We start from the raw sequence: 13,160 nt of genomic DNA, 5'->3' as shown, positions 1-13,160 counted from the left end.
TAGTCACGCGGAGGCGATCGGGCGCGACGCGTGACACACCTCGGGCGTGCCTGTGACGGGTGCTTGACCTCCCGGTGGGGCGGGGGCCGCCCGGTAGGCTGGCGGGCGCGCCCTCGTAGCTCAATGGATAGAGCAACGGCCTTCTAATCCGTCGGTTGCAGGTTCGAGTCCTGCCGGGGGCACCGCCCCTCCGCCGCCCGCGTCCGGGCCTCCCCGGGTGCGCGCCCCCGCCCAACCACCGCCGTCGTCGCGATCCCGGCCAGCACGAGCACCACCCCCACGCCCTGCCCCACCGACAGCCGCTCGCCCGAGACCAGCGCCCCGAGCGCCACCCCCGTGACCGGGTTGAGCAGGCCGATCACCCCGACCGTCCCGGCCGGCAGCCGCGCGAGTCCGCTGAACCACGCGACGAACGCGACCGCCGTCGCGATGATCGAGAGGTAGGCGAAACCGGCGATCGCGGCGCCGTCCATCGGCGGCGGTGCACCGTCCACCACGAGGGCGGCTACGGCGAGCATCACCCCGCCCGCGGCCATCTGCCACGCGGTGGAGACCAGGGGCGGCACGTCGCTGCGCCACCGCTTCGCGAGCACGAACCCGAACGAGGACATCAGCATCGCGGCCACGGACGCCGCGACGCCCCACGGGTCCACCGCACCGGTCGCCGTCCCCACGATCAGCGTCACGCCGACGATCCCGGTGGCCGCCCCGGCGAGCGCGCGCAGCGTGGGGCGCTCGCTGACCAGCGCCCACGCCGTCAGCATCATCGCCACGGGCGCCGCCGCCATCACGCTGCTCGCCACCCCGCTCGGCAGCGCCTGCGCGGCGACGTAGATCAGCACGAAGAACGCCCCGACGTTCAGCGTCCCGAGCACCACCGAGCGCCACCACCACGCACCCTGCGGCAGCCGCCGGGCGATGAGCATCAGGACGAGTCCCGCGGGCAGCGCGCGCAGCGTGGCACCCCAGAGCGGGGAGTCCGCCGGGAGCGCGCGGTGGGTGACGACGTACGTGCTGCCCCACGCGACCGGCGCGACCGCCGTCACCAGGATCCACTGCCATCTACTTTCCACGGAAGGCAGTATGCCTTCCGTGGAAGCTAAGTGCCAGTGCCCCGGTATCCTGACCTCGTGACCGACCGGCCCCCGAGCGACCACGTCGAGACGATCCAGCGCGAGTGGCGCCGCGAGCGGCCCGACGTCGACCCCTCGCCCCAGGCCGTCATCGGCCGGCTGCACCGCCTCGGCGGCCTCCTCATGGCGCAGCTCGAGACCGTCTACGCCGCACACGGTCTCAGTCAGGGCGAGTTCGACGTCCTCATGACGCTGCGCCGCGCCGGCGACCCCTACGAGCGCACCCCCACCGACCTCGCCGCGCGCACGATGGTCACCTCGGGGGCGACCTCCAAGCGCGTCGACCGGCTCGAGCGCGCGGGGCTCGTGGCCCGGCGGCGCAGCGCGGAGGACGGCCGCGGCCGCGTCGTCGCTCTCACGCCCGCGGGCCTCGCGGCGGCCGACGCCGCCTACACCGACCACATGGCCAACGAGCACCGGCTCGTCGCCGACCTCTCGGGCCGCGACCGCGACGATCTCGCTCGCATCCTGTCTGCCTGGCTCGTGCGGACCGATCCGGACGGCGTCGCCCCCGACGCGTGAGGTCCGCGGTGATCGTGACCACACGCTCCCGGCGCGCGTCCCCGTCCCGGCCGCCGATCTGGGGCAGGGTGAGGGGGTGACCACGCCGACGACGCCGCCGTCCCCGCCCGGCAGGCCGACCGGACCCGCGCTGGAGGTCGCCTCCGACCTCGCCACCCACCTCGCCGAGATCGCCCTCCCGCTCGAGGTCGACGGCGCGGACCACGCCCGCGCGCTCCGCACCCGCGTCCTGGCGCAGATCACCACCCACCTGCTCCCGCGGCTGCGCGAGGCCGCGACCCCGGCGATCCTCGTCGTCGGCGGCCCGACCGGTGCGGGCAAGTCGACGCTGGTCAACTCGCTCGCGGGCGCGCAGGTCAGCGCGTCGGGCGTGCTGCGCCCCACCACGCGCCGCCCCGTCCTGGTCGTCCACCCGGGTGACGTCGAGCGGCTCGCCGACCACCCCGTGACCCACCTCGCCGACGTCGTGACCGCCTCCGGCATCCCGGCCGGCATCGCCCTGCTGGACGCCCCGGACCTCGACTCGGTCGAGGAGGGCAACCGCAGGCTCGCGGTCGAGCTCGTCGAGGTCGCCGACCTGTGGCTCTTCGTCACCACGGCCACGCGGTACGGCGACGCGCTGCCCTGGACCGTGCTCGAGGAGGTCCGACGGCGCGGGGTGACCATCGCCGTCGTGCTGGACCGCGTGGCGGCCGACGTCGTGGGCGAGGTGCGTCGCGACCTGCTCGGCAGGCTCGTGGCAGCCGGTTTCGACGCCGTGCCGCTCCTGATCGTGCCCGACGCCGGACCGATCGACGGCGCGCTGCCCGCCGACCACACCGCCGAGGTCCGGCGCTGGCTCGACCTCGTGGCCACCCGGGCCGGTGCGCAGGGCGTCACCGCCCGCACCCTGCGCGGGGTGTGGGGGCCGCTGCGCGAGGAGGTGCGCGAGCTGCTCGACGCCGTCCTGGCGCAGACCCGCGCGGCCGAGGACCTCGCCGCCCGCGCGACGGCGGCGTCGACCGCCGCCTCCGACGAGGTCGGCCGCGAGGTGGCCGGCGGCGCGCTCGCTGACGGTGGGCCCACCACGCGCTGGCTTGCGCTCGCCGGGGCTCGCGGACCTCTGGAGCCACTCGCACACGAGGTGCGCGGGTTCCTCGCGCGCCGCCGCGTCACGCGCGGCGGGGCCGATCGCGCCGCCGCGCTCGCAGCCCTCCGGGGCGAGGTCGAGCGATCGTTCGACGACGTCGTGGGGCGCGCCGCGGCGTCGGCGCACGACGCCGTCGCGACCGACTGGCGCGCGGACCCCGCGGGTGCCGCGCTGCTGGCCCGGCGCACCGGCGACGTCGCCCGCCGCGAGCGCGCAGACCGCCTCGCGCACGCCCGGACGGGCTGGGTCGACGACGTCGCGCGGCTGGCCGCCGGCTTGACGGTGCCCGACGGCGGCGCGGCCGACGTCGAGCTGGAGGACGCCGGTGCCGCCACGCTCCTGCTCCTGGCGGCCGCGGGGGTCGACGGCGCGGTGGCCGCCGTCGCCCGACGCTGGCGCAGTGCGGGGAGACCGCCCTCGCGGCGGCGCGCACCTCACTGACGACCCGTGCGACCGGCGTCGTGCGGGCCGAGGCCGACGCGGTGGCCGCGCCGCTGGCCGGGATGGTCGACGCCGAGGCGGTCGCGACACTGCGGCTGCGCACGGGTGAGCTGCGGGTGCTGGCGGGGGAGGCCTGACATGACGGACGACGCGACGGACACGACGGACGGGCGGACCCGGGCCGCGCACGCCGCCCGTGACGACGCAGGGAGCCCCGAGGCCGCGCGCCTGCGCGAGCTGCACGACCTCGTCGACCACCTCGCCCCGCGCCTGCCGGTCGAGGTCCTGACGAGCGCCCGCGAGACGCTCGACGTGCTGGGCTCCCGCATCGACCGCGGCATCGAGCACACGGTCGTCGCGCTCGTCGGCGGTACCGGATCGGGCAAGTCCTCGCTCTTCAACGCGATCTCGGGCCTCGACGTCGCCGACGTCGGAGCGCGCCGCCCGACCACCGCGGTCCCGACCGGAGCGGTGTGGGGGTCGCGGGCGAGCACGCTGCTGGACCACCTCGAGGTGCCGACCGACCGTCGCTACCGCGGGGAGCAGGCGCTCGCGGGACCCGTGCCCGGCTCGCTCGACGGTGTCGTGCTGCTCGACGTGCCCGACCACGACTCGATCGCGCAGGGTCACCGGCGGCACGTCGACCGCCTCGTCCCGCTGGTCGACCTCCTCGTGTGGGTCTTGGACCCTCAGAAGTACGCCGATCAGCGCCTGCACGGCGACTACCTCGCGGCGCTCGCCGGGCGGCAGGAGGCGATGGTCGTCGTCCTCAACCAGGTCGACACGCTCACGGAGTCCGGGCGCGACCAGCTGCGCCTCGACATCGCCCGTCTCCTCGTGGGCGAGGGTCTCGGCGAGGTGGAGATCCTGCTCGTCTCGGCCCGGACCGGCGAGGGAGTGCCCACGCTGCGCGAGACGCTGCGCCGGACGGGGGAGCGCAGCTCCGCGGGTCGGGTCGCGGTGCGGGCGCAGCTGGTCTCCCTCACGCAGGACCTCGCCGCGGCGATCGGCACGGGTGCGGTGCCCGACGTCGAGGACGCGGCCGCCGTGGGGCGGCTGGCCGACGTGCTCGGTACGGAGGCCGTCGCGGACGCGCTCGCCGCCGCCCACCGCGGCGAGGGCGGGGCGGTCACCGGCGTGCGCACCCCGTCGCGGGCCCGGGTCGACGCCGTCCGCTCGGCGTGGGTGGAGGAGCTGACCGCCGGCCTCCCCGCGGCCTGGCGCTCGGCGGTCGACGCCGCCGTGCCCGGCGCGGGCGCGATCTCCGGCGACGCGGTCGCAGCACTCGCGGAGATCGCCGCCGCACCGCCGCCGACGCCCGGGCTGCTGGCCCGGCTGCGGCGGGGTCGCCTCGAGCGCGCGGGCGACGAGGCCGCTGCGGCCTACCGCACGGCGGCGACGGCGGCGCTGGCGCCCGTCGTGGCGCGGACGCTCGCCCCGGCGCGGGCCGAGCTGGCAGCCCTGGCCTCGGCGCGGGCGACGCTGGGCGCCGACACCCGCTGAGCCGGCTCTCCCGGTAGGGCCGGCGCGGCGGGGGAGTGTCCCCAGCACGGCCGCGCGTCGTGGCACCGCACAGCGCCTCCCGGCGGGCTCCTCGACGTCCGGATGCGCGCGCATCCTCTCCTCACCAGCACCGTCAGGAGAAGGAGAGACCATGAACGACACGACCATCACGATCCGCGGGCACGCGGGGTCGGTGCCCGAGCTGCGCAAGTCCGCCAGCGGCACCGTCTGGACGAGCTTCCGGCTGGCGAGCACGTCGCGCAAGAGGTCGCCCGACGGCGGCTGGGAGGACAAGGCCACCCTCTGGGTGAGCGTCACCGTCTTCCGCCAGCTCGCCGAGCGCGTCGCCGCCGTCGTGCGCAAGGGGACGCCGCTGACGATCGTGGGCGACCTCTCGCACGAGGAGTGGGTGACGCAGGACGGTCAGCCGCGCAGCGGACCCGCCGTCATCGCCCGCAGCGTCGCGATCGACCTCACGAGCGGCTCGCTCGTGTGGAACCGGACGGCGCCGTCGGGCGCCGGCGGCGAGGAGAGCGGTGACGGGAGCCACGGCAACGTCCCCGACCTGACCGGCTTCGAGGTGCTGGCGGACGAGGGCACCCCCGAGCCGGCGATGGCGGGGGCGTCGGCCTCGGGCACCGCCGCCGGTGAGGAGGGCGACGGCGACGGACCGCCGTTCTGACCGGGCCGGCGGGGCCGGCGGTCGCCACCCCCGCGCCGTCGGCCCCGCCCGCTGCTCGCGCTCGCTCCTCGTACCCACCGCTCGCGCCCGCCGTCAGCCCGCCCGCGTAGGCTTGTCCCAGACCATCCACCCCGAGAGGCTCTGAGGGAGAACTGTGGCGGAGTACATCTACTCGATGGTGCGCGCACGCAAGGCGCACGGTGACAAGGTCATCCTCGATGACGTCACGATGTCGTTCCTGCCGGGCGCCAAGATCGGCGTCGTCGGCCCGAACGGCGCCGGGAAGTCGACCATCCTGAAGATCATGGCCGGCCTCGAGCAGGCCTCCAACGGCGAGGCGCGGCTCACCCCCGGCTACACGGTCGGCATCCTGCTGCAGGAGCCGCCGCTGAACGAGGACAAGACGGTCCTGGGCAACGTCCAGGAGGCCGTGGGCGACCTGCTGGCGAAGAAGGCCCGCTTCGAGGCCATCGCCGAGGAGTTCGCCGACCCGGACGCCGACTACGAGGCGCTCACCGACGAGATGGGCAAGCTCCAGGAGGAGATCGACGCCGCCGACGGCTGGGACGTCGACGCCCGCCTCGAGCAGGCGATGGACGCGCTGCGCTGCCCGCCGCCGGACGCCGACGTGTCGGTCCTCTCAGGTGGTGAGCGCCGCCGCGTCGCGCTGTGCAAGCTGCTGCTGGAGGCACCCGACCTGCTCCTGCTCGACGAGCCCACCAACCACCTGGACGCCGAGAGCGTGCAGTGGCTCGAGCAGCACCTCGCGCGCTACGCCGGCGCCGTCCTGGCCGTCACGCACGACCGGTACTTCCTCGACAACGTCGCGCAGTGGATCGCCGAGGTCGACCGCGGTCGCCTCTACCCCTACGAGGGCAACTACTCCACCTACCTGGAGAAGAAGGCCGCGCGTCTCGAGGTCCAGGGCAAGAAGGACGCCAAGCTCGCCAAGCGCCTCGCCTCGGAGCTGGAGTGGGTGCGCTCCAACGCCAAGGGCCGCCAGGCCAAGAGCAAGGCGCGTCTGGCCCGGTACGAGGAGATGGCGGCCGAGGCCGACCGTACGCGCAAGCTCGACTTCGAGGAGATCCAGATCCCGCCCGGCCCGCGCCTGGGCTCGGTCGTGATCGACGCGACGAAGCTGAAGAAGGGCTTCGACGAGCGCGTGCTCATCGACGGCCTCAGCTTCACGCTGCCGCGCAACGGCATCGTCGGCGTCATCGGCCCCAACGGCGTGGGGAAGACCACCCTCTTCAAGACGATCGTGGGCCTCGAGCCGCTCGACGGCGGTGACCTCAAGGTCGGCGAGACCGTCAAGATCTCCTACGTCGACCAGAGCCGTGGCGGCCTCGACCCCAAGAAGACGCTCTGGGAGGTCGTCTCCGACGGGCTCGACTTCATCCAGGTCGGCAACGTCGAGATCCCCTCGCGCGCCTACGTCTCGCAGTTCGGGTTCAAGGGCGCCGACCAGCAGAAGCCCGCCGGCGTCCTCTCGGGCGGTGAGCGCAACCGCCTGAACCTCGCGCTCACGCTCAAGCAGGGCGGCAACCTCCTGCTGCTGGACGAGCCCACCAACGACCTCGACGTCGAGACCCTCGGCTCGCTCGAGAACGCGCTGCTCGACTTCCCCGGCTGCGCCGTGGTCGTCTCGCACGACCGGTGGTTCCTCGACCGCGTGGCCACGCACATCCTGGCCTACGAGGGCACCGAGGAGAACCCGTCGAGCTGGCACTGGTTCGAGGGCAACTTCGCCTCCTACGAGGAGAACAAGATCGAGCGCCTCGGTCCCGAGGCGGCGCGCCCGCACCGCGTCACCTACCGCAAGCTCACGCGCGACTGACCGCTCGCACCCCGCACGACGATCCAGGGCCCCGTCCCGCCGGTACCGGCGCGGCGGGGCCCTCGTGCGTGAGCAAGGACGCACCGGCCCGGGCGTGCCGCACCCGCGCCTGCCGCAGCCACGGGGCAGGATGAGCGCATGACCACGCCCGCGGGCGCCGAGGGCGGCGCCACCACCGCCCGCGCGGACCTGGTGAGCGGCCTCGACGTCGTCCGCGGCCGGCTGGCGGCGACCACGCTCCCGCTCGCGGGAGCCGGGGTCGAGCTGGCTCGCGCCCGCCGCCGCGCCCTGCTGGACCAGCTCGACGACTACCTGCTGCCCCGCCTGCGGACCGTCGGTGCGCCGCTGCTGGTCGTCGTCGGCGGATCCACCGGTGCGGGCAAGTCGACGCTGGTCAACTCCCTCCTCGGGGCGTCCCTCACCAGGCCGGGCGTGCTGCGCCCGACGACGCGCTCCCCGGTCCTCGTCCACCACCCGGCCGATGCGCCGTGGTTCGCGGGCGACCGCATCCTGCCCACGCTCCGGCGCGAGGACGGAGCGGCAGTCTCGGACACGGCTCGCACCGCCGCCGACCGCCAGGAGACCACCACCGTCCGCGCCCTGCGCCTCTCCCCCTTCCCCGGCATCCCCGCGGGCCTCGCGCTCCTGGACGCACCCGACATCGACTCGCTCGAGACCGCCAACCGCGACCTTGCCGCGCAGCTGCTCGCCGCCGCCGACCTCTGGCTCTTCGTCACCACCGCCGCGCGCTACGCGGACGCCGTCCCGTGGGACCTGCTGGGCCGCGCGGCCGAGCGCCGGGCGCAGATCGCGCTCGTCCTGGACCGGGTCGAGGAGGGGGACGAGGAGGTCGTCGTCGACCTGTCCCGCCTGATGGCGGCCCACGGCCTGGCCGGCGCCCCGCTCTTCGTCGTGGCCGAGGCGCCGCAGGACGAGAACGGCCTGCTGCCCGCGGCCGCGGTGGCCGACGTCGCCGCCTGGCTCTCCGACCTCGGCGGGGACGCGCGTGCCCGTGGCGAGATCGCTCTGGCCACGCGCGACGGCGTCGTCGCCGCGGTCGTGGCCGGCGTGCGCGAGACCGCGGACGCGGCCGAGGCGCAGGCCGCGGCCGCCGCCCGGCTGGTGCGCGCCGTCGAGGTCAGCGAGGCCGAGGCGCGCGCGGCGCTGACCGAGGCGACCTCCGACGGCGCGATGCTGCGCGGCGAGGTCCTCGCGCGCTGGCAGGACCTCGTTGGCACGAGCGACGTCATGCGCTCGGTCGAACGCGGGGTGAGCCGGGTGCGCGACGCCGTCGGTGCCCTCGTGCGCGGCCGCCGCGTCGCGCCCGAGACCGTCGAGGTCGCGATCGCGCAGGGGCTCGCGGCGGTGACGCTCGACGCCGTCGAGACCGCGCGCGAGCGGACGCGCGCGCTCTGGCTCGCCGAGCCGGCGGGCGCGGAGCTCGTGCGAGGGGACGGCACGACAGCCGCCCTGGGCACCGCCACGACCGAGCTGCGCGCGAGCATCGCCGCGCAGATCCGCGGCTGGCAGGACGACGTGCTCGCCCTCGTGCGGGAGCAGGGTCAGGACCGGCGCGGTCTGGCGCGGGCGCTGTCCTTCGGGGTCAACGGGCTCGGGGTCGCCGTGATGGTGGTCGTCTTCGCCGGTACGGGCGGGCTCAGCGGCGCCGAGATCGGCATCGCGGGCGGCACCGCCGTCCTGGCCCAGAAGGTGCTGGAGGCCGCGTTCGGCGACGACGCCGTGCGCCGCCTCAGCCGCGAGGCCGCGACGCTGCTGGACGAGCGCCTCGGGCGCGTCGTCGCGGCCGAGAGCGCCCTCGCGCTCACCCGGGTGGCGGCGCTCGGTGTCGCGCCGCAGGACGGTGCCGCGCTGCGGGCCGCGGCCGACGCGGTCGAGCGGGCCGCCGCCAGCGAGCGCGCGGACCGCCAGGTTCCGGGTGAGGACACCGACCCCCACCAGGTGAGCGCCGCCCCGCCGCGGCTGCGCGGTGCCGAGCTCGCCGGGCGCGTCACGGGCTCGGGCGAGCAGGTGCACCTCTCGCCCTACCTGCGGGCGGCGGGGGCCGACGGGGCCGGCCAGGCCGGCGCGGGCGAGCCGGCCGGAGCCACCGGGGCGGAGGGCGACGGCGGTGAGCGCCGCTCGTTCTGGCGTCGCGTCCTGCGGCGCGGGGGCACCTCGTGAGGGCCCGCGGGGCCTCGCGGGCCACCGGGCGGCGCGGCCCGGATCTCGCCACCCGGACGGCCGCGCTGCGCGAGGTGTGCGACCTCGGGAGCGGCCGGCTGCCGCACGACGTGCTGGCGCAGGCGCGCACCGCGCTCGAGCAGGTCGAGCAGCGCTCGGCCCTTTCGGCCGAGCACACGCTCGTCGCGCTCGCGGGCGCGACCGGGACCGGGAAGTCCTCGCTCCTGAACGCGCTGGCGGGCCAGGAGGTTGCCCGCACCTCCCGGCAGCGCCCGACGACGTCGCTCGCCCTGGGCGTCGTCGCGGAGTCGCCCGGGCGCCGCGCCGGGTCGACCGCCCTGCTGGACTGGCTCGGCGTGCCGCGGCGGCACGACGTCGCTCCCGACGACGAGCGGCCCGACGGCGTGATCCTCCTCGACCTGCCGGACCACGACTCCGTCGTCGTCGAGCACCGCGTCCGCGCCGACCACGTGACCCAGCGCGCCGACCTGCTCGTGTGGGTGACGAACCCGCAGAAGTACGCCGACGCCGTGCTCCACCACGACTACCTCGCGCCGCTCGCCGGGCAGGGTGGCGTCGTCGTCGTGCTCAACCAGGTCGACCGACTCTCGCCCGCCGACGCCGAGGCGTGCCGCGCCGACCTCGCGCGCCTCGTGGCCCGCGCGGGCATCGACGCGCCCGTGCTGGCCACGTCGGCGACCACCGGGGCGGGGCTCGCGGAGCTGCGCCGCCACCTGCACGCCGCCGTGTCGCGGCGCACCGCCGTCGTCGCCCGCTCGAGCGCCCGGCTGGCCGCCGCCGCCACCGCGGTCCTGGACGCGCTGGGCGGGCAGGGGACGGCGTCGTACGCGCGCGCCCACGACCGCGCGCGGGCCGAGCTCACCGCCAGGCTGGAGCAGGCGGCCGGCGTCCCGCTCGTGGTCGACGCCGTGCGCGGGTCCGCGGTGCGCGACGCCGTGCGCCACACCGGCTGGCCGCCCACGCGCTGGCTCGGCCGGTGGCGGCGCGACCCGCTGCGGACGCTGGGTCTGCGCGGCCCCGCCCGTCGATCGGCAGCGACGTCGGGCGACTCGACCGTCACCGACACCGGCGACCTCGTGCGCTCCTCGCTCCCCGCGCCGTCACCCGCGCTGCGCTCGGCCGCCACCAGCGCCGTGCGCACCTACGTCGACGCGGCGGGGGTGTCCCTGCCCCCGGTCTGGCGCGAGCGCGTCCGCGCCGAGGTCCTCGCGCGCACGGAGCACGTCGGCGACGACCTCGACGTCGTGCTGACCCGCACCTCGCTCGGGGCCGTGGCCCCGGCCCGGTGGTGGCGGGCCGTCGGTGCGTGGCAGTGGCTGCTCGCGGGGGCGCTCGCCGTCGGACTGCTGTGGCTCGGCGCGCTCGCGGTGATTGGCTACCTCCAGCTGCCGCCCTGGCCGACCCCGGTCGCGACGCTCGGCGGTCGGGACCTGCCGTGGCCCACGCTCCTGGCGGTGGGCGGCGCCGTCGCCGGACTCCTCACCGCGCTGCTGGCGCGCTGGGCGGCCGGGGCCGGAGCGGCCAGGCGCGCCCGCCGGACCCGGCAGCGGCTGCGTCGCGCGGTCGACGGCGTCGCGCACGACCTCGTGGTTGCGGCCGTGCGCACGGAGATCCAGGCCGCCGGCGCGATCCGCGCCGCCGCCGCGCAGGCCGCCGCGTGAGCGTCGGCGCGCCGGCCGGCGGCGAGGTGCGGCTGCGCATCCCCGTCGCGGTGCGCTGGGGCGACCTGGACGCCTACGGCCACGTCAACAACGCCGACGCCTTCCGGCTGCTCGAGGAGGCGCGCATCGAGGCGTTCTGGGCGCACGAGGGACGCCAGGACCCGTGGCCGACGGCGCTGGCCGCGATGGGGCCCGGCGCCCCGATCCAGACCCTCGTGGCGCGTCAGGAGATGGAGTACTCCCGGCCGATGCCGCACGCGCGCGCCGGACTTCTCGTCCAGCTGTGGATCGGGAGGCTCGGCGGCTCCAGCATCGAGGTGTGCTACTCGATCCACGACCTCGTACCGGGGCTCGCGCGCACGGGGCCGCCGCTGACCAGTCCGGCCTACGCCGTCGCGGCGACCACCCTCGTGATGGTGGACGCCGCGACCGGCGCGCCGATCCGGCTGCGCCCGGAGCACCGCGCTGCGCTCGCACCGTTCACCGGCACGCCGGTCGCCTTCCGGCACCGCCGGTAGCGGTCAGTCGCTTGCGGTGTCGGCCTGCTCGGCCTTTTCTGAGCCCACGGCCTGCTCCTGCCGCAGCGCCTCGGCGGCCTCGCCGATCCCGGCGATCATCTGGCTGAACACGAGCGGGTGGAACGGCATGAGGGAGTACCAGTAGGCCTGCCCGGCGAGCCCGCGCGGGGTGAAGCGCGCGTGCTGCGTGATCCGGGTGCCGCCGTCGCGGGCCTCGAGCCGAAACTCGAGCCACGCCTCGCCCGGCAGCCGCATCTCGGCGCGCAGCCGCAGCATCCTCCCGGGTTCGACGTCCTCCACGCGCCAGACGTCCACGACGTCGTCGAGCACCAGGTGCTTGCTCGAGCGGCGGCCGCGGCGGTGGCCGGGACCGCCCACGAGCCGGTCGAGCACGCCACGCACGCGCCAGGCCAGCGGCCACGAGTACCAGCCCTGCTCGCCACCGATCGCCTGCAGCACGTCGAAGACCTCCTCGGGTGAGGCGTCGACGTCGAGCGTGCGCACGTCCTCGAGCTCCGACCCGCCGGCCCAGTCCGGGTCGCTGTCCTGACCCTTGCTGGGGTCGCGGCGGCGCGCGTCGGACCAGCGCGTCTGCACGTCGTCGCCCTGGATCTTCTCCAGCGCGAGCTCGACGGCGCGGTCGAACCCGATGAGGCCGCCGTCCGGGTCGGGCACGTACTGCGCGATGTCGTGCTCGTGCGCCACCACCTCGTGCACGAGCGAGCCCACGAGCGGCTTCGCGATCTCCGAGGGCACGGGGGTGACGACGCCGACCCAGTGGCTGGAGAGCCCGGGCGTGAGGAGCGGGACGGGCACGATGGTGCGGCGGGGGAGGCCGGCGGCGCGGGCGTAGCGCTGGATCATCTGGCGATAGGTGAGGACCTCGGGACCGCCGATGTCGAACGTCCGGTTGACGTCGCCCGGGATGTCGGCGGCGCCGACCAGGTAGCGCAGCACGTCCCGGATCGCGATCGGCTGGATGCGGGTGTCGACCCAGCGCGGCGCGATCATCGCGGGCAGCCGCTCGGTGAGGTAGCGCATCATCTCGAACGAGGCCGACCCCGAGCCGAGGATGACGGCGGCCTGGAGCGCCGCCGTCGGCACGCCGGAGGCGAGCAGGATGTCGCCGATCTCGCGGCGGGACTCGAGGTGGATCGAGAGCTCGCCGGGGGAGCGTCGGGGTGCATGCCGCCCAGGTACACGATCCGCGACACGCCGGCCTCGCGCGCGGCCTGCGCGAACGTCAGCGCGGTGCGGCGGTCGCGCGCGGCGAAGGTGTCGTCGGCCGAGAGCGAGTGCACGAGGTAGTAGGCGACGTCGACACCCTCGAGGGCCTCGCGGATGGCGGTCGGGTCGGTGAGGTCGGCCTCGGTCACGTCGATGTCCCCGCGCCACGGTCGGTCCCGGAGCCGGCCGGGGTTGCGGGCGATGCCGCGGACGCGGAACCCCGCGCGGAGGAGCTCGGGGACCAGCCGGCCGCCGACGTACCCGGTGACCCCGGTCACCGCTGCCACTCGCTCGTTCGTCATTCC

Annotated in this window: 11 protein-coding genes and 1 tRNA gene; 9 read left to right on the top strand and 3 right to left on the bottom strand. The window is 76.1% G+C overall.

Going from position 1 to position 13,160, the window contains the following annotated elements:
• Positions 1–109 precede the first annotated feature (109 nt).
• Positions 110–182: transfer RNA gene (locus tag QQK22_RS09245), tRNA-Arg, on the top strand.
• Here QQK22_RS09245 and QQK22_RS09240 read toward each other — a convergent pair.
• Complete coding sequence (locus tag QQK22_RS09240; protein ID WP_284252647.1) at positions 144–1,046, bottom strand: EamA family transporter; 903 nt, start codon at positions 1,044–1,046, stop codon at positions 144–146. The genes QQK22_RS09245 and QQK22_RS09240 overlap by 39 nt on opposite strands.
• Before the next feature lie 84 nt (positions 1,047–1,130).
• Between QQK22_RS09240 and QQK22_RS09235 the strand changes: the two genes are divergently transcribed.
• The 8 genes from QQK22_RS09235 (at position 1,131) to QQK22_RS09200 (ending at position 11,628) form a co-directional block, all read left to right on the top strand.
• Entirely contained in the window at positions 1,131–1,655 is a 525-nt protein-coding gene (locus QQK22_RS09235) for a MarR family winged helix-turn-helix transcriptional regulator (RefSeq protein ID WP_284250658.1), read from the top strand.
• 76 nt (positions 1,656–1,731) lie between these two features.
• On the top strand, positions 1,732–3,225 hold the full coding sequence (locus tag QQK22_RS09230) for a GTPase (protein ID WP_284250657.1): 1,494 nt from the start codon (positions 1,732–1,734) through the stop codon (positions 3,223–3,225).
• A 138-nt stretch (positions 3,226–3,363) separates the two neighbouring features.
• Positions 3,364–4,728 carry a GTPase gene (locus QQK22_RS09225; RefSeq protein WP_284250656.1) on the top strand — a complete coding sequence of 455 codons (1,365 nt, stop codon included), beginning with the start codon at positions 3,364–3,366 and terminating at the stop codon, positions 4,726–4,728.
• Positions 4,729–4,879: 151 nt separating this feature from the next.
• Positions 4,880–5,410 (top strand): single-stranded DNA-binding protein, encoded by a 531-nt coding sequence (locus tag QQK22_RS09220; RefSeq protein WP_284250655.1) that lies wholly within the window; start codon positions 4,880–4,882, stop codon positions 5,408–5,410.
• A gap of 154 nt (positions 5,411–5,564) precedes the next feature.
• Positions 5,565–7,247, top strand: coding sequence for an energy-dependent translational throttle protein EttA (gene ettA, locus QQK22_RS09215; protein WP_284250653.1), 1,683 nt, complete (start codon positions 5,565–5,567; stop codon positions 7,245–7,247).
• A gap of 138 nt (positions 7,248–7,385) precedes the next feature.
• Complete coding sequence (locus tag QQK22_RS09210) at positions 7,386–9,428, top strand: GTPase domain-containing protein (RefSeq protein ID WP_284250652.1); 2,043 nt, start codon at positions 7,386–7,388, stop codon at positions 9,426–9,428.
• On the top strand, positions 9,425–11,110 hold the full coding sequence (locus QQK22_RS09205; protein WP_284250651.1) for a GTPase: 1,686 nt from the start codon (positions 9,425–9,427) through the stop codon (positions 11,108–11,110). Before QQK22_RS09210 ends, QQK22_RS09205 begins: the two co-directional genes overlap by 4 nt.
• A complete protein-coding gene (locus tag QQK22_RS09200) occupies positions 11,107–11,628 on the top strand; it encodes an acyl-CoA thioesterase (RefSeq protein ID WP_284250650.1) in 522 nt (173 codons plus the stop codon). Before QQK22_RS09205 ends, QQK22_RS09200 begins: the two co-directional genes overlap by 4 nt.
• Before the next feature lie 3 nt (positions 11,629–11,631).
• On the opposite strand, the gene QQK22_RS09195 is transcribed toward QQK22_RS09200, so the two are convergent.
• On the bottom strand, positions 11,632–12,732 hold the full coding sequence (locus tag QQK22_RS09195; RefSeq protein WP_348525557.1) for an SDR family oxidoreductase: 1,101 nt from the start codon (positions 12,730–12,732) through the stop codon (positions 11,632–11,634).
• Positions 12,669–13,157: an NAD(P)H-binding protein gene (locus tag QQK22_RS18765; RefSeq protein WP_348525556.1), complete on the bottom strand. Its 489-nt coding sequence runs from the start codon at positions 13,155–13,157 to the stop codon at positions 12,669–12,671. The genes QQK22_RS09195 and QQK22_RS18765 overlap by 64 nt, the downstream gene beginning before the upstream one ends.
• Positions 13,158–13,160: the final 3 nt, after the last annotated feature.

The sequence above is a fragment of the Litorihabitans aurantiacus genome (genome assembly GCF_030161595.1).
Classification (GTDB): domain Bacteria; phylum Actinomycetota; class Actinomycetes; order Actinomycetales; family Beutenbergiaceae; genus Litorihabitans; species Litorihabitans aurantiacus.
This window is presented reverse-complemented; position numbering and strand designations above follow the sequence as displayed.

What these genes read in the sequence shown, in the direction of transcription:
- QQK22_RS18765 (WP_348525556.1), bottom strand. Translation starts at nt 13,157, where the DNA reads ATGACGAACGAGCGAGTGGCAGCGGTGACCGGGGTCACCGGGTACGTC.
- QQK22_RS09210 (WP_284250652.1), top strand. Translation starts at nt 7,386, where the DNA reads ATGACCACGCCCGCGGGCGCCGAGGGCGGCGCCACCACCGCCCGCGCG.
- QQK22_RS09220 (WP_284250655.1), top strand. Translation starts at nt 4,880, where the DNA reads ATGAACGACACGACCATCACGATCCGCGGGCACGCGGGGTCGGTGCCC.
- QQK22_RS09225 (WP_284250656.1), top strand. Translation starts at nt 3,364, where the DNA reads ATGACGGACGACGCGACGGACACGACGGACGGGCGGACCCGGGCCGCG.